Source organism: Pseudarthrobacter sp. S3, assembly GCF_050156905.1.
Classification (GTDB): Bacteria; Actinomycetota; Actinomycetes; order Actinomycetales; family Micrococcaceae; genus Arthrobacter.
The window spans coordinates 2,131,494-2,152,626 of the sequence record NZ_CP189583.1 but is presented as its reverse complement, the minus strand read 5'-3'; the positions used below and the strand labels follow the sequence as shown (position 1 = coordinate 2,152,626).

General features: G+C 62.6%; 23 protein-coding genes. 10 read left to right on the top strand and 13 right to left on the bottom strand.

Features of this window, described 5'->3' with window-relative positions:
* Positions 1-3 precede the first annotated feature (3 nt).
* Positions 4-423, top strand: a complete 420-nt coding sequence (locus ACQCSV_RS10320; protein ID WP_354156450.1) for a nuclear transport factor 2 family protein — start codon at positions 4-6, stop codon at positions 421-423.
* A 39-nt stretch (positions 424-462) separates the two neighbouring features.
* Here ACQCSV_RS10320 and ACQCSV_RS10315 read toward each other — a convergent pair whose 3' ends face one another.
* The 4 genes from ACQCSV_RS10315 to ACQCSV_RS10300 all read right to left on the bottom strand — a co-directional run bounded on the left by ACQCSV_RS10315 (position 463) and on the right by ACQCSV_RS10300 (position 3,959).
* Positions 463-1,605 (bottom strand): NAD(P)/FAD-dependent oxidoreductase, encoded by a 1,143-nt coding sequence (locus tag ACQCSV_RS10315; RefSeq protein WP_354156449.1) that lies wholly within the window; start codon positions 1,603-1,605, stop codon positions 463-465.
* Complete coding sequence (locus ACQCSV_RS10310) at positions 1,598-2,290, bottom strand: class I SAM-dependent methyltransferase (protein WP_354223253.1); 693 nt, start codon at positions 2,288-2,290, stop codon at positions 1,598-1,600. The genes ACQCSV_RS10315 and ACQCSV_RS10310 overlap by 8 nt, the downstream gene beginning before the upstream one ends.
* 12 nt (positions 2,291-2,302) lie before the next feature.
* A complete protein-coding gene (locus ACQCSV_RS10305; RefSeq protein WP_354156447.1) occupies positions 2,303-3,484 on the bottom strand; it encodes a type III polyketide synthase in 1,182 nt (393 codons plus the stop codon).
* A 304-nt stretch (positions 3,485-3,788) separates the two neighbouring features.
* A complete protein-coding gene (locus tag ACQCSV_RS10300; protein ID WP_426939553.1) occupies positions 3,789-3,959 on the bottom strand; it encodes a VOC family protein in 171 nt (56 codons plus the stop codon).
* A gap of 373 nt (positions 3,960-4,332) precedes the next feature.
* Between ACQCSV_RS10300 and ACQCSV_RS10295 the strand changes: the two genes are divergently transcribed.
* Together ACQCSV_RS10295 and ACQCSV_RS10290 are read left to right on the top strand one after the other, a co-directional pair.
* A complete protein-coding gene (locus ACQCSV_RS10295; RefSeq protein ID WP_354156446.1) occupies positions 4,333-4,728 on the top strand; it encodes a DUF3054 domain-containing protein in 396 nt (131 codons plus the stop codon).
* Positions 4,729-4,848: 120 nt separating this feature from the next.
* A complete protein-coding gene (locus ACQCSV_RS10290) occupies positions 4,849-5,130 on the top strand; it encodes an Lrp/AsnC family transcriptional regulator (protein WP_056340053.1) in 282 nt (93 codons plus the stop codon).
* 64 nt (positions 5,131-5,194) lie between these two features.
* Here ACQCSV_RS10290 and trpD read toward each other — a convergent pair whose 3' ends face one another.
* Positions 5,195-6,253 carry an anthranilate phosphoribosyltransferase gene (gene trpD / locus ACQCSV_RS10285; RefSeq protein ID WP_354156445.1) on the bottom strand — a complete coding sequence of 353 codons (1,059 nt, stop codon included), beginning with the start codon at positions 6,251-6,253 and terminating at the stop codon, positions 5,195-5,197.
* Between the two features lie 111 nt (positions 6,254-6,364).
* Between trpD and ACQCSV_RS10280 the strand changes: the two genes are divergently transcribed.
* The 4 genes from ACQCSV_RS10280 (at position 6,365) to ACQCSV_RS10265 (ending at position 10,739) form a co-directional block, all read left to right on the top strand.
* Positions 6,365-7,039: a cytochrome c oxidase subunit 3 gene (locus ACQCSV_RS10280; RefSeq protein ID WP_426938379.1), complete on the top strand. Its 675-nt coding sequence runs from the start codon at positions 6,365-6,367 to the stop codon at positions 7,037-7,039.
* Positions 7,040-7,126: 87 nt separating this feature from the next.
* On the top strand, positions 7,127-7,915 hold the full coding sequence (locus ACQCSV_RS10275) for a cytochrome bc1 complex diheme cytochrome c subunit (protein ID WP_354156443.1): 789 nt from the start codon (positions 7,127-7,129) through the stop codon (positions 7,913-7,915).
* 99 nt (positions 7,916-8,014) lie between these two features.
* Positions 8,015-9,085, top strand: a complete 1,071-nt coding sequence (locus ACQCSV_RS10270; protein ID WP_282331366.1) for a cytochrome bc1 complex Rieske iron-sulfur subunit — start codon at positions 8,015-8,017, stop codon at positions 9,083-9,085.
* The gene (locus tag ACQCSV_RS10265; protein ID WP_354156442.1) at positions 9,063-10,739 is read left to right on the top strand and encodes a cytochrome bc1 complex cytochrome b subunit; all 1,677 of its coding nucleotides are present in this window, start codon (positions 9,063-9,065) and stop codon (positions 10,737-10,739) included. Before ACQCSV_RS10270 ends, ACQCSV_RS10265 begins: the two co-directional genes overlap by 23 nt.
* A 93-nt stretch (positions 10,740-10,832) precedes the next feature.
* Here the strand turns inward: ACQCSV_RS10265 and ACQCSV_RS10260 are convergent, their stop codons facing one another.
* Positions 10,833-11,621 (bottom strand): GntR family transcriptional regulator, encoded by a 789-nt coding sequence (locus ACQCSV_RS10260; protein WP_282331368.1) that lies wholly within the window; start codon positions 11,619-11,621, stop codon positions 10,833-10,835.
* Positions 11,622-11,794: 173 nt separating this feature from the next.
* Here ACQCSV_RS10260 and ACQCSV_RS10255 point away from each other — a divergent pair, with 173 nt between their 5' ends.
* Entirely contained in the window at positions 11,795-12,100 is a 306-nt protein-coding gene (locus ACQCSV_RS10255; protein ID WP_354156441.1) for an HPr family phosphocarrier protein, read from the top strand.
* Positions 12,101-12,230: 130 nt separating this feature from the next.
* Here ACQCSV_RS10255 and ACQCSV_RS10250 read toward each other — a convergent pair whose 3' ends face one another.
* The 5 genes from ACQCSV_RS10250 to ACQCSV_RS10230 form a co-directional block, all read right to left on the bottom strand.
* Complete coding sequence (locus ACQCSV_RS10250) at positions 12,231-12,632, bottom strand: cytochrome c oxidase subunit 4 (RefSeq protein WP_354156440.1); 402 nt, start codon at positions 12,630-12,632, stop codon at positions 12,231-12,233.
* Positions 12,629-14,356: an aa3-type cytochrome oxidase subunit I gene (ctaD, locus tag ACQCSV_RS10245; protein WP_354156439.1), complete on the bottom strand. Its 1,728-nt coding sequence runs from the start codon at positions 14,354-14,356 to the stop codon at positions 12,629-12,631. The genes ACQCSV_RS10250 and ctaD overlap by 4 nt, the downstream gene beginning before the upstream one ends.
* A 10-nt stretch (positions 14,357-14,366) precedes the next feature.
* Positions 14,367-15,239: an aa3-type cytochrome oxidase subunit II gene (gene coxB, locus ACQCSV_RS10240; protein ID WP_354156438.1), complete on the bottom strand. Its 873-nt coding sequence runs from the start codon at positions 15,237-15,239 to the stop codon at positions 14,367-14,369.
* A gap of 187 nt (positions 15,240-15,426) precedes the next feature.
* Positions 15,427-15,816 carry a HesB/IscA family protein gene (locus tag ACQCSV_RS10235; protein WP_426938378.1) on the bottom strand — a complete coding sequence of 130 codons (390 nt, stop codon included), beginning with the start codon at positions 15,814-15,816 and terminating at the stop codon, positions 15,427-15,429.
* A 183-nt stretch (positions 15,817-15,999) separates the two neighbouring features.
* On the bottom strand, positions 16,000-17,445 hold the full coding sequence (locus tag ACQCSV_RS10230; RefSeq protein WP_354155053.1) for a dipeptidase: 1,446 nt from the start codon (positions 17,443-17,445) through the stop codon (positions 16,000-16,002).
* A 54-nt stretch (positions 17,446-17,499) separates the two neighbouring features.
* Between ACQCSV_RS10230 and ACQCSV_RS10225 the strand changes: the two genes are divergently transcribed.
* On the top strand, positions 17,500-18,102 hold the full coding sequence (locus ACQCSV_RS10225; protein WP_354155052.1) for a DUF3043 domain-containing protein: 603 nt from the start codon (positions 17,500-17,502) through the stop codon (positions 18,100-18,102).
* An 86-nt stretch (positions 18,103-18,188) separates the two neighbouring features.
* Here the strand turns inward: ACQCSV_RS10225 and ACQCSV_RS10220 are convergent, their stop codons facing one another.
* On the bottom strand, positions 18,189-19,262 hold the full coding sequence (locus ACQCSV_RS10220; protein ID WP_354155051.1) for a quinone-dependent dihydroorotate dehydrogenase: 1,074 nt from the start codon (positions 19,260-19,262) through the stop codon (positions 18,189-18,191).
* 75 nt (positions 19,263-19,337) lie between these two features.
* Between ACQCSV_RS10220 and ACQCSV_RS10215 the strand changes: the two genes are divergently transcribed.
* Positions 19,338-20,348 carry an alpha/beta hydrolase gene (locus ACQCSV_RS10215; protein WP_426938377.1) on the top strand — a complete coding sequence of 337 codons (1,011 nt, stop codon included), beginning with the start codon at positions 19,338-19,340 and terminating at the stop codon, positions 20,346-20,348.
* Here the strand turns inward: ACQCSV_RS10215 and ACQCSV_RS10210 are convergent.
* Positions 20,303-21,133, bottom strand: coding sequence for an isoprenyl transferase (locus ACQCSV_RS10210; protein WP_354155049.1), 831 nt, complete (start codon positions 21,131-21,133; stop codon positions 20,303-20,305). The two genes, ACQCSV_RS10215 and ACQCSV_RS10210, sit on opposite strands and share 46 nt — an antisense overlap.

Here is a 21,133-nt window from a genome sequence, read left to right as displayed (position 1 = left end):
GCCATGGCTGAACCGATTGCGCCCCAAACCAACGCACTGGACGTTGTCCTGGAATTTATCCGGGCCCTGGAAGCCGGCGGCGACGGCGGGGCCATCGGGCCTTTCCTCGCCGCGGACTTCGTACTGGTCGAGGCGCCGCATCTGCTTGCGGCTGAAGGCTCCACGCGGACGCGGGACCAGGCGATGGCCGGCCTCGACCAAAGCGGCGAAGTAGTGGCGGACCAGAAGTTCGAAAGCCGCCGCACCACCTGCGAAGGCGGTCGCGTGGTGGTGGAGGCCGACTGGTCGGCGAGGACGCTGATGGACCTGCGGTACTGGGATGCCGGCGAGACCATTCGCGCCCGAACGTCGTCGGTCTTTGAAGTCCGGGACGGCCTGATCATCAGCCAGGACAGTTACGACTGCTATTTTGTGCACTCCTGAACCGGCGGGCACTGCCTGGCGGCCTCGTCCGGTGCGGGCTCACTGCATGGTGAACCGACGGGCCACCAGCCTGTTGACCGGCGGGATCCCGGACACCGCGCTGACTGCGCCGTTCCTCAACGCCAGGAACGGCGGCGCCAGCGGACGCCCCAGCGTCATATTCACTTCGGACTGCCATCGCGCCACCGAGGCGGCCTTCCGACGCCGGGTGGAATAGGCATGCAGGCGCGGACCCACCGGTTTCCCCGCCAGGGAAGCACAGATGATCGGCGCGAGTTCCGCCGCGTCCAGCCAGCCCAGGTTCATGCCTTGGCCGCCGATGGGGCTTATTTCATGGGCCGCATCACCAACCAAGACCGCCCGGCCCGCGACTGATCGGCGCGCCACCGTGGACCGGGGGCTGAAGCTGCTGAGCATGATGTTGGTGGCCGGGTCCGGCCGGATCCCCGTGCGCCGGTGGATCACCCGTACCAGTTCGACCGCGTCCGGGACCGCGGCGGGCCGGTGAATCCTGACCACCCAGCGACGCAGACCGCCCGGCAGGGGAAAAGATTCCACTATCCCTTCGCCTTCGAGATACAGGACGGCTTCGTGCAGATTTGCGCCGGAATCTGCGTAGTCACCCATCACGTAGTGGTCGGGATAACTTCGGGACGTGGCCCGGATGCCCAGCAGACCGCGCATCCGGGACCGTGAGCCGTCGGCGGCGACCACAAGGCGAGAGGTGATCCGGACGTCGGCACCGCCCGCTTTGGTGGCCTCAGCGTGCACGGTTACCAGCCCGCCGTCGTCCGCTATTTCCGTCACCCTGGCACCCCTGACCAAGGCGGTGCTGTCCAATTCGTCTACCCGCCGCTCCAGCAGGTATTCCGTTGTGACCTGGGGGAGGGACAGGACAAACGGGAAGCGCTCCGAAACGGATGCGAAGGACATTGACCCCACGGTTTTTCCCCCGCTGACCGCAATACCGCCGCGGATCTGCACGCCGGCATCAACCATGGCGCTGGCCACCGCTGCCCTGTCCAGTGCCGCGAGGGCGGGGGGATGGATGCCGATGGCCCGGGAGTGGGATTCCCGGTGAAGCCGCTGTTCAAGGACCCTCACCGCGACGCCTTCCTGAAGCAGCAGGGCGGCGAGATACAGACCCACGGGTCCGCCGCCGACGATCACCACGTCAGCCATCGGGATGGTCCGGATCGTGCAGGAGGACCTGATGGAAAGGGGAGCGGCGCTCCACGTGCCAGCCCGGGGGAGCGGCGGCGATGAGTTCTGCCGGGGTGTAGCTGCGCCTGATTGACGTCAGGCCATCCTTACGGATGAACGAGCCGCGGAACGGGAGGGCCGCCAGGGAGAAAAGTGCGTAGGCTGCAATGCTCCGGCGGAGGTCGTTGTGCACGGAAATCCGGCGCGCCAGGGCTTGCGAATCTGCCAGGAGCTGAGCCAGGTCCGCTGGTTGGAGGTGGTGGATGACGTGGTTCGAGATGACGACGTCGAACCGGCGGCCTTCGCGGACCAGGTGGGCACTGTCCGCCTGGCGGAACCGGACTGAGACGTGGTGGGGGCGGCGTGACGAGTAGCTGTATGCCCTGGCGTCCGGGTCAATGCCGGTGACGTCGAGCAGCAGTTTGTCCCGGGCGGACCAGAGGGCGAGCTGGCGTGCCAGGTCCCCACCGCCGCATCCTATGTCGAGGAGCGTGGTTTCAGAGTCGTGGGAGAGCAGAGGGCGAAGCTCGTTGCAGTACAGCTGCCGCCAGCCGGAGAAGAGCCGGTTCACCAGTTCGAATTGCCGGTACGTGAGCTCCAGTTTGGTGGGATCACAGTCCGGCAGGTCCATCATTTCCACTGCGTCCGCAGCCCTTTGCCGCATCGGGGACAACGGTCAGACCAGCGACGAGGCCGCCTCTGGCTGCACCGCCCGCTTCCCGGTAGCTGCCTGGCGGAGTTTCGTGAAGAGCCCGGTCTCCACCGTGAGTCCGGGGCCGAATGCCATGGAGCAGATGCGTTCCTCACCCTCCACTTGTGGCTGTTCCAGGATGTGCCGGAGGACAAACAGCACGGTGGCGCTGCTCATGTTGCCGTAGTCCCGCAGCGTATCCCGTGCCGGAACGAGTTGCTGGTCCGTGAGGTCGAGGCGCGTCTGGACTTTGTCCAGGATGCTCCGGCCGCCGGGATGGATGGCCCAATGGCGGATGTCCCGGTAGGGGAGTCCACACAGCGAGGGATCCCGGGTCAGCAGCGGTGTAAGCGCGCCGATGATGTGGTCGTCGATGATGTGGGGTACGTAGTTGCCCAGCACCATCTCAAAGCCATGGTCACCGATGTTCCATGCCATGGATTCTTCGCCCACAGGCGTGAGGACGGTTTCGAAGTGGTCCAGTTGCATCAGCGCAGGAGCATCCGGATTATTCCGGGACGTAATGATGGCTGCCGCCGCCCCGTCGGCGAAAAGCGCCGAACCCATGATGGTGTCAGGATCGTTGGACGTCCGGACGTGCAGGGAGCACAGCTCGGCACAGACCACCAGGACAACGGCCTGCGGATCTGCTTCGCAGAAGGACTTGGCGGCCCGCAGCGCCGGAAAAGCTGCGTAGCAGCCCATGAATCCGAGGTGATAACGCTGGACAGCCGGGTCCAGCCCCAACGCGCGGACGATCTTATAGTCAGGGCCGGGGTTGAAGAACCCTGTGCAGGAAACGGTAACGACGTGGGTTATGTCAAGTAAGGACAAGTCCGGGCATGCGTCCACGGCAGCTCGGGCGGACTCGATGAAGAGTTTAGTGACCTCCCGGGCGAAGATCTCGTTGCGCACCTTGGTGGTGGGGTTCAGGAGCAGGCCCGTGGCGGGATCAAAGAACTGCGGATCGTCCGCGCGGAAAGCCATGGTCATTTCATCGACCGCGGTATGGCGGGTGTCGATGGCGGCTGAATCAAAACAAGTGTTCACCAGCCGCGAACCCAACCTGGTCAGGCCCGGCTGGGCCGCGAAAACTTCACGGGCTTCGGCCTGGACCAGCACAGTCGGCGGAACAGCAGTTTCAAGTGAACGCAGGTAGACCGTCATTGGTTCATTCTTGGCGAGCACGCGGGATTAGACAATGGCTGTGCATTCAGGGACCGGCTTTTGTGCCGCCGCACGGTGTTTCGGACATTAAAATGGGCTCCGGCGCTGACTTATGGAAATCCAACAAAGTTTGATTGACCTGCGAAAACGCTGTATTGGTCACGTTCACACCGCTACGTCTGCTCCGGTACTCTAAGCGCCGATAATCTACATTATGTCAACTATATGTGATCCGATTGCAGAATTTGCAGATTAGGACCCGGTGATGCGCGGTCCCAGGTTTCGAGAGCTTGAGCGCCGAAGTTTACGCCGTTACAGGGATTAGCGTATAGGTACGCCGGGCAGAACAGCGCCTGGCCTTATGGCCTCCGTCGTCGAACCGCGAGACGTCCAGAATCCTGGAATCGCCGAAGCGGGACACATAGAACCCGGCAGCCTCATCGGCCTGTTTTTCGAACCACAGGCACGTGGAAATCTTTTGCGAACCACAGGCACGTGGAAATCTTTTGCATGTTACTCCCGTCCGGCTAGCGCCTAGCCCGGGGCGCTCCCCCGCACAACGGCCGGAGGATGCCGGCTGACCAGACCCACTGTGTTCCCTTCCGAGTCGCGGATGAAGGCCATCTATTCATCGGTTCCTGCCGGACCCAGGGCAGCGTCGCCATGGTGAAAGACACATCAAGCAGCGCAATTACCCCCACTCCCCTGCCCTAAAGGATGCTGATGATCGCCCGGACGTCCTCCACCGCCAGATAGAGGACCGACGACGGCGCGCCGCGCTCCAGCAAGAGCCGCACGCCAAGCATCAGGACCGGGCTGCCCCCCCTCGCTGGGTTAGGCTCGAAGCCATGAATTCCGAGACCAAACTGTCCATTCGAGCTCCCCGGCAGGCCATTATTGCCGCCGCCCTGGCGGATGCCTTCCTGATTTTGGTTTTCGCGGCGATCGGCAGGGATGCCCACCAGCGCGGCGACATCGTCACAGGAGTTTTCCTCACGGCATGGCCGTTCCTGGCTGGAGCCGCCATCGCCTGGTTTGCGGGCCGGGCCTGGCGGCGTCCGCTGTCCATGGCAACCGGCGTCATGGTTTGGCTTGGCGCCGTAGCCGGCGGCATGATCCTGAGGGCGCTGACGGGACAAAGCGTAGTACTGGCCTTCGTGGTTGTTGCGCTCTTGAGCCTGGGGCTTCTCCTTGTGGGTTACCGGGCGCTTCTTGCACTGGCGCGCAGGCTTCGAAAGTCGTGACACCGCTGCCGGCCCTGCGTCCGGGCCGCACCTGATGGACACCGCCCATGTAATAGGCTGGCATCACCATAGAGTCTTGCCGGGCACAGCTACGGCCAACAGATCCGGAAGGATTGAACAGTGATCACCGCATTCGTTCTGATCAAGACCGACGCCGCCCGCATCCCGGAAACCGCCGAGGAAATTTCCGCGATCCCAGGCATCAGCGAGGTCTATTCCGTCACCGGCGAATGGGACCTTATCGCCGTTGCCCGCGTCGCCCGGCACGAGGATCTGGCTGACGTCATTGCCGACAAGCTCTCAAAAGTACCCGCGGTGGTTCACACCACCACGCACATTGCGTTCCGTGCCTACTCCCAGCACGATCTCGACGCAGCATTCGCGCTCGGCTTCGAACAGTAGGAGCACTTCCCCAAAATGAAGCGGACCCGCCCATCACAGCCGGCCCGCGCCTTTTGTAAACGGGTCAAGGCTGCGTCAGTGCAACCCACCTATCGAGGACCGCGGCCGCAGCGCCGGTATCAATCGATTCCGCGGCCCGGGCAAGCGCCGAACGCATACGCTCCAGAAACGGGCCCTCGGACGATTCATCGAAAGCCACCAGTCCAGCGGCTGCGTTGAGCAGCACAGCATCACGTGCTGCACCGGATTTGCCGGCAAGGACATCTCGTACGACGGCGGCGTTCGCCTGAGCGTCCCCGCCACGGAGTTCCGCCACAGTTGCGGGACGGATGCCCAGCTCGGCCGGTTCAAAATTCAGTTCGGCGACCGCGCCCGCACGGATTTCCCAAACGGTGGAGGGACCCGTTGTCGTCAGCTCGTCCAGCCCGTCATTGCCACGGAAAACCAGGCCGCGGCTACCACGCTTCGCCAGGACGCCCGCAACCAGCGGAGCCATCCGGGCATTCGCCACGCCCACGGCTGACGCCTGCACCCGCGCAGGGTTGGTCAGCGGTCCCAGGAAATTAAAAGCGGTCGGGATGGCGAGCTCCCGGCGGGGCACGGCTGTGTGACGGAAAGACGGGTGGAACACCTGGGCGAAACAGAAAGTGATTCCAGCCTCACCCGCGTTGCGGGCCACCTGAGCCACCGGGAGGTCGAGCCTGACCCCCAGTGCTTCGAGTACATCGGCCGATCCGGAGGACGAAGACGCTGCACGGTTGCCGTGCTTAACCACTTTCGCTCCAGCGCCAGCAGCGACGAGGGCGGACATGGTGGAAATGTTGACGGTGTTCAGCTGGTCACCGCCGGTACCAACGATGTCCAGCTTCTCGCCGGGGATGTCGATGGGTGTTGCATGGCGCAGCATTGCGTCCACCAGGCCCGAGATTTCGTCCACGGTTTCACCCTTGGCACTGAGGGCAACCAGGAATCCGGCAATCTGCGAAGGGGTCGCCTCCCCTGACATGATTCTGTCCATCGCCCAAGCGGTATTGCCCGCTGTAAGGTCAGCACCGTTGATGAGAGCCGATATGAGCCGTGGCCAAGTGTTGCTGTCCGCCGGCGCGGTTGCCTGAGAAGTCACCATCTGATGCTATCGAGCCACCTCGGACCTGACCAATGTGAAGGCCGCCTGGAACTTTTCGCAGTGATTTCGCGTCTTTGTAGAAAAAGTCCATTGAAAAGGCGGTTTGCGTTGGGAACTACGGACTTTTATAGACATAATGTCTATGTGACATCTGCGACCCATGCCCCCAGTACCCCGGCGCACCCCACGCTGAACCGCCCCAATATGGTTTCTGTCGGAACCGTAGTCTGGCTGTCCAGTGAGTTGATGTTCTTCGCCGGTCTCTTCGCCATGTACTTCACGCTGCGCTCCACGAGCGGACAGATGTGGGCGGAAGAGACAGCAAAGCTCAACTTCCCCTTTGCGCTCGTCAACACGATCGTCCTCGTGGCCAGTTCCTTTACTTGCCAGATGGGCGTCTTCGCCGCCGAACGGCTGCAGCCCCGCAAGTCAGGCGGTCCGTTCCAGTTCTCCCGCTGGGGTATGAACGAATGGTTCACGCTGACCTTCATCATGGGTGCGTTCTTCGTCGCCGGCCAGGCAACTGAATACGCGATGCTTGTTTCAGAACACGTTTCGCTCTCATCCAACGCGTACGGTTCAGCGTTCTACATGACCACCGGCTTCCACGGCCTGCACGTCATCGGCGGCCTCATAGCCTTCCTCTTCATCATCGGACGCTCGTTCGCAGCAAAGAAGTTCGGCCACTTCGAAGCAACCTCCGCGATCGTCACGTCCTACTATTGGCATTTTGTGGATGTTGTCTGGATCGGCCTCTTCCTGGTCATCTACGTACTGAAGTAGTCAAGCTTTGATTCCTTTTCTACAAGAGGCAGAATTTCAAGAAGCGGCTCACGGAGCCGGCGCACGATCGAATAAAGGAACCACCACGTGAAGGCTCTCTCGCAAAAGCGGCGTCACCCACTCGCAGTAATCGCGCTGCTACTGATGGGACTGCTCATCACTGGTGGGCTGTACGCCGTTGCCACTACCGTCAACCAGGCCAAGGCATCCAGCACCAGCTTCAGCGCCAATGACACTGCCGAGGGCGAAAAGCTTTTCGCCGCGAACTGCGCCACCTGCCACGGCATGGGCGCGAGCGGCAGCCAGGATGGCCCGTCACTGGTGGGTGTCGGTGCTGCGGCGGTTGACTTCCAGGTCGGTACCGGCCGGATGCCCATGCAGATGAACGGTCCGCAGGCTTACAAAAAGCCGGCCCAGTTCAACGATGACCAGACCCACCAGCTTTCAGCCTACGTAGCTTCCCTGGGAGCCGGCCCGGCAATTCCTGAAGAGCACCTGCTTGATGAGCAGGGTGACGCCGCCAAGGGTGGCGAGCTCTTCCGTGTGAACTGCGCGATGTGCCACAATGCGGCGGCCGCCGGCGGTGCACTTACCCGCGGCAAGTTCGCTCCCGCCCTTGCCGATGTGTCCGGCAAACACATCTACGAAGCGATGGTCACCGGACCGCAGAACATGCCCGTCTTCAATAACGCAAACGTCACCCCCGAGGGCAAGCGCGACATTGTCACGTTCCTGAAGCAGATCGAAGCCAACGGCTCTCCCGGGGGCGCTGACCTCGGCGCCCTGGGCCCGGTGGCTGAAGGACTCTTTGTCTGGATTGCAGGCCTGGGTGTCATCATCGCGTTCACCATCTGGCTTACTTCCCGGACGTCTTAGGCGAAACGGGAAAATTAAGAACTTCTGCTGCCCAGTCAGCAGTTTGAAATTGAAAACTAACCCGGCAGACGCCGGGACGAGAGAAGGATGAGGCGAATTATGGGCAACCATAGTGACGGCAGTCCGAACCACTCGGGCACCGTAGCTACGGCTGGTCAGAATGAGGTGGAGAAGTTCCAGGATCCTGGAATTCCCCCGCACCGTTTGCGCCTGGCCGACACGGACCCGAAGGCCGCAAAGCGTGCAGAACGGCAGGTCGCCGTACTCTTCGGCGCGTCAGTTGTCGGCACCCTGATCTTCCTGGTGGCGTACTTCGCCATCGACTTGGGCGAGGGCACAAGCATCGCCACCATCCGGCTGCAGAACGCCCTGTTGGGCGTCGGCACCGCGTTTGCGATGCTCGGCATCGGCACCGGTATTGTGCACTGGGCCAAAGCCCTGATGCCGGACCATGAAGTCTCCGAGGAGCGCCATCCCATCCGCACCGAAGAAGACCGCCTGGCGGCCGTCCGGATCGTGGATGACATCGTGGAGGAGACCGGCATCAAGCGCCGCCCCCTCATCCGCAACACGCTGCTCGGAGCTATGGCCCTGGCACCGCTCCCCGCAATTGCGGTTTTCGGTGACCTCGGCCCCCGCCCAGACCGTGCGCTGTCCCACACGATGTGGGCACCGCAGGAGGGCAAGCTCAAGCGCCTAACCCGCGATCCCGACGGCACGCCTATCAAGGCCTCTGACGTAACCATCGGTTCAGCCTTCCACGTGATTCCCGAGGGCCTTAACGAACTGCACGAAGGCAAACTGAACGAAAAAGCCAAGGCAGTAGTCCTGCTGATGCGCCTTGACCCCGCTTCGCTGAACCCCTCCGAGGGCCGCGAAGACTGGAGCTACAACGGAATCGTTGCCTATTCCAAGATCTGCACCCACGTCGGTTGCCCCGTTGCTCTGTACGAGCAGCAGACGCACCACCTGCTGTGCCCGTGCCACCAGTCCACCTTTGACCTTACGAACGAGTGCAAAGTGATCTTTGGCCCGGCCAGCCGGCCCCTCCCGCAGCTGCCTATTGCAGTGGATGCCGAGGGCTACCTGGTCGCAACCAGCGACTTCAATGAACCTGTAGGACCGAGTTACTGGGAGCGTGATGAGCATGAGCGGAGCATCAAGAGCTGAAGCCCCCGCCTTCGTCGCCAAGACTAAAGCCGGACGCATCACTGACTTTGTTGACGCGCGCGTGGGCGGATCAGGAATGCTGCGTGAATTTGGACGCAAGGTGTTCCCCGATCACTGGTCATTCATGTTCGGTGAAGTCGCCCTCTATTCCTTCGTCATCCTGTTGCTTTCGGGCACCTTCCTCACCTTCTTCTTTGATCCGTCCATGGCGGAGACCCGCTACGACGGTTCATACCTGCCGCTGAAAAATGTCGAGATGTCCGTGGCGTACAGTTCCTCACTGGATATTTCCTTCGACGTTCGTGGGGGCCTGTTTATGCGCCAGGTCCACCACTGGGCCGCGCTGCTTTTTGTCGCGTCGATCGGCGTGCACATGCTGCGAGTTTTCTTCACTGGGGCTTTCCGCAAACCACGTGAAATGAACTGGGTTGTCGGCAGCGTGCTGCTGATCCTCGCCATGGCAGCCGGCTTCACCGGCTACTCCCTCCCCGATGACCTGCTCTCCGGCAACGGACTGAGGATCATCGACGGTGTTATCAAGGCCATCCCCGTCGTTGGAACCTACATTTCCTTCTTCCTCTTCGGCGGGGAATTCCCGGGAACGGCTGTGATCGGCCGCCTCTACATGCTGCACATCCTGCTCGTCCCTGCGCTGATCCTCTTGATGATCGTTCTGCACCTCTTTATGGTGGTTGTCCACAAGCACACCCAGTACCCCGGCCCGGGCCGCAACGACGGCAACGTTGTTGGCTACCCGCTCGGTCCCGTGTACGCAGCCAAGGCGGGCGGCTTCTTCTTCATCGTGTTCGGTGTCATTGCCCTGATGGCCGCCTTCTTCACCATCAACCCGATCTGGAACTACGGCCCCTACGACCCCTCCCCTGTATCGGCCGGTACGCAGCCTGACTGGTACATCGGGTTTGTTGACGGCGCGCTGAGGCTTATGCCTGGTGTCATCGGCGACTTCCACTTCGAGTACGTCATCTTCGGATACACCCTGACGCTGAATGTTCTACTGCCCGCCCTGGTGCCCGCCGGCATTCTGTTCACGGTGATGTTTATGTACCCGTGGATCGAAAGCTGGATCACCAAGGACACCCGCGAACACCATGTCCTGGACCGTCCGCGGAACGCTCCCACCCGCACCGCCATCGGGGTGGCCGGCTTTGTCTGGTACTGCGTGATGTGGGCAGCCGCTGGTTCGGACCTCATCGCAACACACTTCCATGTGTCCCTGAACGATGTGACGTACTGGCTCCGCACCTTGTTCTTCGTCGGCCCGGTCATCGCGTTTGTCGTTGCTAAGCGGGTAGCCCTCGCACTCCAGCGCAAGGACCGCGAGATCGCGCTCCACGGCCGGGAAACAGGACGTATTGTCCGCCTTCCGCACGGCGAATTCATCGAGGTGCATGCGCCGCTGGATGAGTACAAGCGCTACAAGCTCGTTGGCTTCGAATCACCCTCGCCGCTGCCCGCGGTCCCGAACGACCACGGCATTGTGACGCGCAAGGAAAAACAGCGTGCTTTCCTGTCCAGGTGGTTCTTCGAGGACCGTGTTGCACCGGCCACGCCTGTAGAGCTGGAGGCCGCCCACGGCCACCACGCCCCTGCGGTAGAGGCCGGCGAGGAAACCAAGAAGAGCCTCAGCCACTAACACTCATAGCAGTAACGGGAAAGGCCCGATCCATTTGGACCGGGCCTTTCCCGTTACTGGCGGCCGCCGCTGTTGGCTGCGGCCAGCCCGTTGCTAGTGGTTTCGGTAGCCCAGAGATTGGTTGCGGGCAGGCCTCGCACCTGGCCGTTGAAGTGGTACCCATAGCTTGTAGCGGTCGGCACGGTAATACGAAACCGAATAATCAACCATCGCCCGGGCAACAAAAGCGTGCCTCTGGATTTTCAGCAAGGGGGCGCCGACGTCGACATTGAGCAGCCGTGCCGTCGAAGGCGAAGCAGCCGTCGCCTCGATCATGTCCTCCCCCCATTCCATCACGAGGCCGAACTGCTCACTCAGCACGTTGTAGAGCGAAGTTGGCGGCTCGCCGTCGAGGAGCCCCGGAACCCGCTGCGCCGGGATGAAGTTCTCGTCCACGCTCATGGGTTCTCCGTCCGCCAGCAGCAGCCGACGGAAACGGACCAGTGGCGTGCCCTCCTCGACCTGCAGTTCACGGGCCAGGAAGGCACTGGCGCCGATCTGTTCAAAGCTCAGGACTTTAGCGGCCGGGATCATGCCGCGGCGTTGCATCTCCTCGCTGTACGAAGTGAGTTTTACCTGAAGGTCGAGTTTGGGCTTGCGTACGAACGTGCCAAGGCCCACAACACGCTCGAGGACTTCCTCACCGACAAGGGCATCGATGGCCTGCCGGACGGTCATCCGCGCCAGGCCAAAGCGCAGTGCAAGGTCACGTTCCGAGGGCAGAGCGGAGCCGGACGGACAGGAATCGCTGATGTAGGCCCGGAGGATCTCTCTGAGTTGGATGTAGATGGCAATCCCGCTGCCGCGGTCTATCTCACCGGCAACACCGCGGGCATCAGCCACGAAGGAAAGCCCTTGCTTCAGTTTTCACTATCCAAGCTTAAGGCACGCAACACCGCTGGACTAGACCACTTCCAGCGCCGAAGCATCCGACTTCACCGGTTTGGTCGCGCGGCCATCCTGCGGGATATATTGGACAGGAAATTCAGCGATGACGGTTTGGGGGCCGTCAGGAAATGGGAGACCCTTTGCCAGTGCATAAGGCCGTTGTGTCAGCGTCAGTCGGCTTGCATGCCCGTCCCGCCGCAATATTCGTTAAGGCAGTGACCGAAACGGGATTTACTGTCAGTATCCGCAAGGCCGGTATCCAGGGTGTCGACGCCCGATCCCTGTTGGAAGTGATGACTGCCGATTTCCCGTTCGGCTGCGAGGTAGAACTTTCAGTTCCCGAGAGTGCCCTCAGTGGCTCTGTCACTCACCGTGACGCAGAAGCGGCTCTCCGTATGCTGGCTGAGCTCTTGGCGTCACAGGGGGCCAGCTAGGCCCTCCCGCGGGGCATTTGGGCCGCGGCTCCGCTCACAACATCGAACGGACAAGAACGACGTCGGGCCCCACCTTCCGGTGGGGCCCGACGTCGTAATGTGCGAAAACTTTGCTGAAGCTCAGCGCCTGCTAATGGGCGTGGTCCCCGCGGCTGTACTCGAAGACCCAACCCACGAGGGCTACGACTGCGAGGCCGGCTGCAACGAACAAAATCCAGAAGCCCACCGCGAGGCCCAGGAATCCACCGGCGCAGGCGAGGCCCAGAACCAGCGGCCACCAACTCCAGGGGCTGAAGTGCCCCTGCTCGCCGGCGCCCTCGTGGACCTCGGCATCGTTGCGGTCCTCAGGACGCATGCCGATGCGCTTGCCGGTGAAGCCAAGGTAGCCGCCGATCATCCCGGAGAGGCCGCCAACCAGGAGGATTCCGAGGGTTCCGACCCACTCATGCCAGTTGGTCAGGAAACCGTAGACCAGCGAAACCGGTACGAAGAAGAAGACTCCGGCTCCAAATATCCATGATTCGATTTTCACTTGGCGGTGTCCTTCTGGTCGGCGTTACCGAGCACCGCTGCTGCAGCTGCAGGCGAGTCAACGGTATGTACCTGCGAGAGCTCGGGGTGGTGCAGGTCCAGGGCGGGACGCTCTGAACGGATCCTGGGCAGCGAGGTGAAGTTGTGCCGCGGCGGCGGGCAGGAGGTAGCCCACTCAAGCGAGGCGCCGAAGCCCCACGGGTCATCAACCTCAACGCGTTCGGAGCTGCGCGACGTGATGTAAACGTTCCAGAAGAACGGAATCATTGAGGCGCCGAGCAGGAAGGAGCCGATGGTGGAGAACTGGTTCATCCAGGCGAAATTGTCCTCCACCAGATAGTCGGCGTAGCGGCGGGGCATGCCCATGACCCCCAGCCAGTGCTGGATCAGGAACGTGCCGTGAAAGCCAAGGAACAGCATCCAGAAGTGGATCTTTCCGAGGCGCTCGTTGAGCATCTTGCCGGTGAATTTTGGCCACCAGAAGTAGAAGCCTGCGAACATCGCGAACACCACTGTGCCGAAGACCACGTAGTGGAAGTGCGCCACCACAAAGTAGGAGTCAGAGACGTGGAAGTCCAGCGGCGGGGACGCCAGGATGATGCCGGTCAGGCCGCCGAAAAGGAAGGTGATGAGGAAGCCGATGCTCCACAGCATGGGGGTCTCGAATGTAATGGACCCCCGCCACATGGTGCCGATCCAGTTGAAGAACTTCACGCCGGTGGGGACCGCAATCAGCATGGTCATGAAAGCGAAGAACGGCAGCAGCACCGAGCCGGTCACGTACATGTGGTGCGCCCACACGGTCACGGACAGGGCTGCAATGGCGATGGTCGCGTAGACCAGGCCCTTGTACCCGAAGATCGGCTTGCGGCTGAAGACCGGGAAGATCTCGGACACAATGCCGAAGAACGGCAGCGCGATGATGTACACCTCCGGGTGTCCGAAGAACCAGAACAGGTGCTGCCACAGCACCGCGCCGCCGTTTTCCGGATCGAAGATGTGTGCACCGAAGCGGCGGTCGGCGCCGAGTGCGAACAGTGCGGCAGCCAGCGGCGGGAAGGCCATCAGCACGAGGATGGACGTCACCAGGGCGTTCCAGGTGAAGATGGGCATCCGCCACATGGTCATGCCCGGAGCGCGCATACAGATGATGGTGGTGATGAAGTTGACCGCACCCAGGATGGTTCCGAATCCGGACAGCGCCAGGCCGAAGACCCAGAGGTCACCTCCGATGCCCGGGCTGAACGTAGTGTTGGACAGCGGCGCGTAAGCGAACCAGCCGAACGACGCCGCACCCTGGGGGGTGATAAAGCCGGACACCGCGATGGTGGAGCCGAAGAGGAAGAACCAGAAGGCCAGGGCGTTCAGTCGTGGGAACGCGACATCGGGGGCACCGATCTGCAGCGGCATGATGACGTTGGTGAAGCCGGCGAAAAGCGGGGTGGCGAACATCAGCAGCATGACGGTGCCGTGCATCGTGAACAGCTGGTTGTACTGCTCCTTGGTCTGCAGGATCTGCATGCCGGGTTCGAACAGTTCAGCCCGGATGAGCAGAGCCATGACGCCACCGAGGCAGAAGAACACAAATGAGGCGATCAGGTACATGTACCCGATGGTCTTGTGGTCGGTGGAGGTGATCCAGTTGACGACGATGCGTCCCTTGGACTTAGGAACTACGGGAGCCTCTAGGGTTCCGGCAGGTGCGGTCTGGGTATAAGTAGCCACGTCGCTCCCCTTACTTAATTTCGTTCAGGTTCGGGTTGCGGTCATACTCTTCGCCGAGGAGTCCGGTGTTGCCGTCTGCCTTGAGCTTGTCCATGTGAGCCTGGAATTCGGTTTCGGAGACAACCTTGACGCGGAACAGCATTTCGGAGTGGTACTCACCGCAGAGCTCGGCGCACTTGCCGTCGTAAGTTCCCTCTTTGGTGGGTGTGAACCTGATGTAGTTGGTCTTGCCGGGTATCATGTCGCGCTTCTGGAGGAAGGCGGGAACCCAGAAAGAGTGGATGACATCGCGGGAGTTCAGTTCGAGGTCCACAGACTTTCCAACCGGCAGGTAGAGCGTCGGCAGCGCTTCCTTATTGATGGTGTTACCGGTCAGGTGTGCTTGGACACCTGCCTCGTGGACATCCTCGGTGACGACATCGCCGGACTTGTAGTTGAAGTCCCAAGCCCACTGCTTGCCGCGGACGTCAACAACGACGTCGGCGGGCTTGGAGCGGTCATCGATGGCCTGCTGGTCGCGGTCGGTGAAGTAGAAGAACACCAGGACCATGAACAGCGGGATGGTCAGGTAAAAGACCTCCAGCGGGAGATTAAAGCTGGTCTGCCGCGGGAAACCCGTGGTGCCCTTGCGGCGGCGGTAGGCGACAAGGCACCAAACGATCAAGCCCCACGTGATGATGCCCACAACAAGGGCTGCAATCCATGAGTTGACCCAGAGGTCCATGATCCGGTCAGTGTGATTGGTGGTGCCACGCTCGGTGGGCAGCCACCCCTTCTCTACCTCTGGCGAACATCCAGTCAAAACCAACGCGCCGGCAACTGCCAAGCCTGAGATCGTAGTGATCGTTTTGCGTCGGCTGCCGGTTCGGTTCTGCGAACTCACAGACGGCCCTTCCTACTTGTTGCTGTTGCCCGGCCACCCAAGGGGCCGGCCGGGCACACTAAAAGTTTTACTACTCGGTGTAGAGCTTACCGCTCTGCCGGGCGTTTCGCCCACATGTCGGCGCCGTGCCTCCGTACCGTTTTTGGCGGACGGAATGTAGGCGCCGGCATCGGGCGAAATAACCGGGTCAGTGGAACGAATCACCACAGGCGCAGGAGCCACCGGCATTGGGGTTGTCGATGGTGAAGCCCTGCTTGGAGATTGTGTCCTCGAAGTCGATGCTGGCTCCGCTGAGGTACGGCACGCTCATCTTGTCCACCACAACTTCGACGCCGTCATAGTCGCGGACGGCATCTCCATCGAGGAGGCGCTCGTCGAAGTACAGCTGGTAAATTAGGCCGGAGCAGCCGCCGGGCTGGACGGCAACGCGGAGGCGGAGATCGGTCCGGCCTTCCTGCTCCAGGAGGCTGCGCACCTTGCCTGCTGCGACGTCGGTCAGTTTGACCTCGTGTGCGGCCAGTACATCGCTGGCAGCGCTGGTGGTCTCGGTGATGTTCTCGTTGGTTGCAGTGCTCATTTGGCCTACCTTAGGACGGTCCTGGCGGCCCCGCGTCAGCGGTGCCTGCCCCTACGGATACGGTACGGGCTATAGCTACATGCTACTTCGGTCAGCCCTGTAGCTCTAACTCCTGACGTAACCAGGCCGGACCGCTGATTGTTCCCAATGGTGAACTAATCCCGGCATCAGCGGGGCCCGGGATCAGGCCAGGCCTTCTGTGTTCAGCCGGGCAAGCAGCAGCGCCTCGGCAACCACAGCATTCTTGAAATCACCAATGTGAAGGGACTCGTTGGCACTGTGGGCACGGGAATCTGGATCCTCAACACCGGTCACGAGGATCTGGACGTCCGGATAAACATCCATCAGGTCCGCGATGAACGGAATTGACCCGCCGATTCCAGTCTCCACGGCCGGAACACCCCAGGCCTCCCCCAGCGCCCACATGGCGAACTTCGCCGCCGTTGAAGATGTATCCGCGAGGAACGATTTTCCGCTTTCCCCGGGAGTGAACACCACCTTTGCCCCAAAGGGTGCATTGGTCTGGACGTGGCGCTGAACGGCTTCCATCGCTGCCGCCGGAGCCTGGCCGGGCGCCAGGCGCAGGCTGAACTTGGCACGCGCCCTTGGCAGGAGCGTATTTGAGGCCACGTCCACGGCGGGAGCATCGAAGCCGATGATGGACAGCGCGGGCTTGGTCCACAGCCGGGCGGCGATGCTGCCCGTGCCGGCGAGCCGGACGCCGTCGAGAACGGAGGAATCGGCACGGTACTCCGCTTCGGTGAGCTCTACGCCGACGTTGTCATTTGATACCAGGCCTTCGATGGCCACATTGCCGTCTGCGTCGTGCAGCGTGGCAATCAATCGGGACAGCAGGGTTGGCGCGTCCAGCACGGGGCCGCCGAACATGCCCGAGTGGACAGCATGCTCCAGCACCTGAACTTCAATGGTTCCGTCCACAAGGCCACGCAGGCTGGTGGTAAGGGCGGGAATGCCCACCTTCCAGTTGCTGGAGTCGGCCACCACGATCACATCGGCCTTCAGTAGTTCCCGGTGCGTTTCCAGGAACGAACGGAAGGTGGGAGAACCAGCCTCCTCCTCCCCTTCGAAGAAAAACGTCACGCCAAGCCCGAATTCCGCGCCCAGCACCTCGGTCGCTGCGGCATAGGCGGCCACATGGGCCATGATCCCGGCCTTGTCGTCAGCAGCGCCGCGTCCGTACAACCTGCCGTTCCGTTCGACGGCGGCAAAAGGCTCTGTTTCCCACAGCGCCGGATCTCCGGGCGGCTGGACATCGTGGTGGGCGTACAGCAGGATAGTCGGCTTCCCTGCCGCCGCCTGGCAACGTGCGACGACGGCAGGGCCGCCGGGGCCGCCGTCGTCCTTATTACTGCGCAGGACCTGGACATCCTCCACGCCGGCAGTGCGTAACAGTTCCGCAACGGCATGCGCGCTGGCTTCCAAGGGGGCCGGATCAAAACTCGGCCAGGCGATGCCGGGAATGGCCACAAGTTCCTTGAGCCGGTCGAGGGTGGAGTCGAACGAAGCTGCGACGGACAGCCTGAGTCCGTCCGCGTCGATGGCCGGCGCAGGGTGACCCGAGCCGGGGATGTTGGCGGCTGACGGGTTGGCTGCTGGAGTGGGAGTCATGGCGAACACGATACCCGCGCCGAATCTCCTTGGGCCGCAAGGTATTCTGTTCACGTGTTCGGACGTAAAAAGGAAGCGCCAACGGCGCAGCAATCAATAGACCAGCAGGCCGCCGAAGCGGCAGCCCGGCAGGATGCCGCGTTAGGCAAGGGTGCGCCCACGCCCAAACGCAAAGCCCAGGAGGCCGCCCGCAAACGGCCCCTGGTGCCGGAGGACCGCAAGGCGTCCAAGGCCGTTGAGCGCCAGGCCATCCAGGACCAGCGGACCAAAATGCGCCGGGCGCTCGATACGGGTGATGAGAAATTCCTGCCCTTGCGCGACAAGGGACCGCAAAAGCGTTATGCCCGCGACTACGTGGATGCGCGCTTCAGCCTGGGCGAATACCTGATGTTCGGCGCCTTGGTATTTGTCATCATTTCCCTGATCGTGCCGGCTTCGAGCGAGCAGATGGTTTATGTCCTGGGCGGTTTCTGGGTGATGTTCCTGGCCGTCTTTGTGGATGTGTTCATCCTGTCCCGGCAGCTCCGCAAGAAGCTGACCGGGAAGTTCGGCGAGGTTGAGCGTGGCACCGTCTGGTACGGCTCCATGCGATCCCTGCAGTTCCGCAAACTGCGCCTGCCCAAACCGCTGGTGAAGCGCGGGCAATACCCGTCCTGATGTGCAGGCCGGGCCAGACCCGGCAGCACTCCTCCCTTAGACAACGAAAACCCCGGCAGTCAGACTGCCGGGGTTTTGTTGCCTAATTAACTGTTGCGTCGGGCTTTCGCCAGGCCGCGGTTGATCCGGGACGCCCAGAAGGGCCCCTCGTACAGGAATGCCGTGTAGCCCTGGACCAGCGTGGCCCCGGCATCCAGGCGGTCCTGGACGTCTTTGGCCGTCTCGACGCCGCCGACCGCCACCAGCGTGATCGCACTCCCAGTGGCCTCCCTGAGGCGGCGAAGGACTTCCAAGGAACGCTGCTTCAGCGGTGCCCCGGACAGGCCCCCGGCACCACATTCCTCCACTTTCGCAGCCGGCGACGACAGCCCCTCACGCCCGATCGTCGTATTCGTGGCAATAATGCCGTCCAGCTTAAGGTCCAGGGCCAGCTTGGCGACGTCGTCGATGTCCTCATCACTGAGATCCGGTGCGATCTTCACCAGCAGCGGGACATGCCGGCCAGCTGCCTTGTCCGCCTCGTGCCCCACTGCGGTCAGCAGCGGACGGAGGGTCTGGACATCCTGCAGGAGGCGCAGCCCGGGCGTGTTGGGTGAGCTGACATTGACTACCAGATAGTCCGCGGCCGGCGCCAGGCTCCTTGCACTGATCAGGTAATCGGCCACGGCGTCGTCGAGTTCCACCACCTTGCTCTTGCCAATGTTCACCCCGATCACGGGGCGCACTGTGGGATGCCGGCGCTGCAGCGCCGCGCGTGCCGCTTTGAGGCGCGGTTCGACGGCGGCCGCGCCATCGTTGTTGAACCCCATCCGGTTAATGACAGCCCGGTCCTCGATCAGCCTGAAAAGGCGCGGCTTCTCGTTGCCCGGCTGCGCCTGCCCGGTGATGGTTCCTACTTCGACATGGCCAAAGCCAAGTTCGGTGAGGGCCTCGATGCCGAACCCCTCCTTGTCGAACCCGGCTGCGAGGCCGAACGGGGACGGGAAGGTCAGCCCGAAGGCAGAAGTCTGCAGTGAGGCCGCGGGCGCCGTGAACCGGTGCAGCAGGCGTCCTGCGCCGGAAGCATGGGCAAGCTTGATTCCCTTGAATCCGATCTTGTGGGCGCGTTCCGCGTCCATCCACGAAAAGGCCAGCCTGAAGAATGTCGGATATACGCGCATGGCTCTAGTTTTCCGTCTCGGACGGTCCAGACCAAACCGGGACGCCATACACGCGACCCCGGCTAGCATAAAGCCATGAGGTGGCAGCCAGATATCCTCGGTGCTGGCTTCGAAGCCTGCACCTTCGAGGCCGGGGGCGACGACGGCGTCCAGCGCACCGCCACGCTGGTGCGCTTCCGTCCGGCGAACGAACCGGCGGCCACCGGCCGGCGACGGACCGTGCTGTTCCTCCATGGTTGGAGCGACTACTTCTTCAATGTGGACCTCGCCCGGTTCTGGACGGGCCGGGGCTACGAGTTCTACGCCCTGGACATGCACAACCACGGCCGCAGCCTGCGCCCGGAAACGCCGGGCGGCTACGTGGCGAACCTGGCGGACTATGACGCCGAGATCGAAGCGGCCCTCGCCATCATCCGGGCCGACACGCACACGCCGGGACAGGAACCACAGGCCTCCCTCACGCTGATGGGCCACTCCACCGGCGGCCTGGTGGCCGCCCTCTGTGTCAGCAACCACCCCGGAGCAGCCGCCCAGCTGGTGTTGAACAGTCCCTGGCTGGAGATGCACGGCAGCTCGCTGGTCCGCCGTGCAGCGTCCACGATGGTGGGACCCGTGGCGCGGTTCCGGCCGGAGGCTGTCCTGCGGCTGCCGGAGCGGGGGTTTTATTGGCGGACCATCAGCAGTTCAGCCGACGGCGAGTGGCCGCTTGACGACAGGTTCCGGCCGCCCATGGCGTTTCCGCTCCGCGCGGGCTGGCTCAGCGCCATCCTGGCCGGTCACACCAAGGTGGCCCGTGGCCTGAACATCGACATACCCATCCTGGTGCTGCTTTCCCGGGGCAGCGCCACCGGGCCGTTCTGGTCCGAGGAAATGCGGCGCACCGACGCGGTACTGGACGTCAACATCATCGCCCTCCGCGCCCTGACACTGGGGTGCAGCGTCACGGTGGAACGGATCGACGGCGCGCTCCACGACGTCTTCCTCTCCCCTGCCAAAGTGCGGGCCGACGCCTATGCGCGGCTCGCCCGCTGGCTCCGGGGTTACGGTACTGCCGAACCCGGCGCGGCGTCGACGGCGCCGCCGTAGCGCCGGTCCCGCTGGGCGTAGATTTCGACGGCGTCCCACAGGGTCCGCCTGTCGACATCGGGCCACAGCGTGTCCATAAAGACGAACTCCGCATACGCCGACTGCCACAGCAGGAAGTTGGAGAGCCGCTGCTCCCCCGAGCTCCGCAGGAACAGGTCCACGTCCGGCAGGTCCGGCTCGTCCAGGTACTTCTGGATGGTTTTCTCGGTGATGGCACCGGGCTTGATACGGCCTGCGGCAACCTCGGCGGCAATTGCCGAAACTGCGTCAGTGATTTCCGCCCGGCCGCCGTAATTAACACACATGGTCAACGTGCAGGTGCTGTTGCCCGCGGTAAATTCCTCGGCCTCTTCAAGTTCGCGGATCACCGAGCCCCACAGCCTGGGACGCCGGCCGGACCACCGCACGCGGACACCCCACTCGTCCAGCTGGTTTCGCTGCCTTCGTAGCACGTCCTTGTTAAAACCCATCAGGAAGCGGACCTCCTCTGGTGAGCGGCGCCAGTTTTCGGTGGAGAATGCATAGACGCTCACGAACTCGATGCCCAATTCGATGGCGCCCGCCACGACATCCAGGAGGGCAGGCTCGCCCGCCTTGTGACCCTCGATCCGCGGCAGGCCCCGCTGGTTGGCCCAACGGCCGTTTCCGTCCATCACAATAGCGACATGGCGGGGGACGAATTCGGCGGGAATCGCCGGGGCAACCGCGCCTGAAGGGTGCGGATACGGTGCCACCACAGGGGTGGTCCGTTGCCGCGAAGGACTCATCTTCTTTCCCAAGGCCAC

What these genes read in the sequence shown, in the direction of transcription:
- ACQCSV_RS10230 (WP_354155053.1), bottom strand. Translation starts at nt 17,445, where the DNA reads ATGACTCCCACTCCAGCAGCCAACCCGTCAGCCGCCAACATCCCCGGC.
- ACQCSV_RS10215 (WP_426938377.1), top strand. Translation starts at nt 19,338, where the DNA reads ATGAGGTGGCAGCCAGATATCCTCGGTGCTGGCTTCGAAGCCTGCACC.
- ACQCSV_RS10310 (WP_354223253.1), bottom strand. Translation starts at nt 2,290, where the DNA reads ATGCGGCAAAGGGCTGCGGACGCAGTGGAAATGATGGACCTGCCGGAC.
- ACQCSV_RS10255 (WP_354156441.1), top strand. Translation starts at nt 11,795, where the DNA reads ATGGGAGACCCTTTGCCAGTGCATAAGGCCGTTGTGTCAGCGTCAGTC.
- ACQCSV_RS10315 (WP_354156449.1), bottom strand. Translation starts at nt 1,605, where the DNA reads ATGGCTGACGTGGTGATCGTCGGCGGCGGACCCGTGGGTCTGTATCTC.
- ACQCSV_RS10220 (WP_354155051.1), bottom strand. Translation starts at nt 19,262, where the DNA reads ATGCGCGTATATCCGACATTCTTCAGGCTGGCCTTTTCGTGGATGGAC.
- ACQCSV_RS10235 (WP_426938378.1), bottom strand. Translation starts at nt 15,816, where the DNA reads ATGAGCACTGCAACCAACGAGAACATCACCGAGACCACCAGCGCTGCC.
- ACQCSV_RS10295 (WP_354156446.1), top strand. Translation starts at nt 4,333, where the DNA reads ATGAATTCCGAGACCAAACTGTCCATTCGAGCTCCCCGGCAGGCCATT.
- ACQCSV_RS10270 (WP_282331366.1), top strand. Translation starts at nt 8,015, where the DNA reads ATGGGCAACCATAGTGACGGCAGTCCGAACCACTCGGGCACCGTAGCT.
- ACQCSV_RS10320 (WP_354156450.1), top strand. Translation starts at nt 4, where the DNA reads ATGGCTGAACCGATTGCGCCCCAAACCAACGCACTGGACGTTGTCCTG.
- ACQCSV_RS10305 (WP_354156447.1), bottom strand. Translation starts at nt 3,484, where the DNA reads ATGACGGTCTACCTGCGTTCACTTGAAACTGCTGTTCCGCCGACTGTG.
- ACQCSV_RS10265 (WP_354156442.1), top strand. Translation starts at nt 9,063, where the DNA reads ATGAGCGGAGCATCAAGAGCTGAAGCCCCCGCCTTCGTCGCCAAGACT.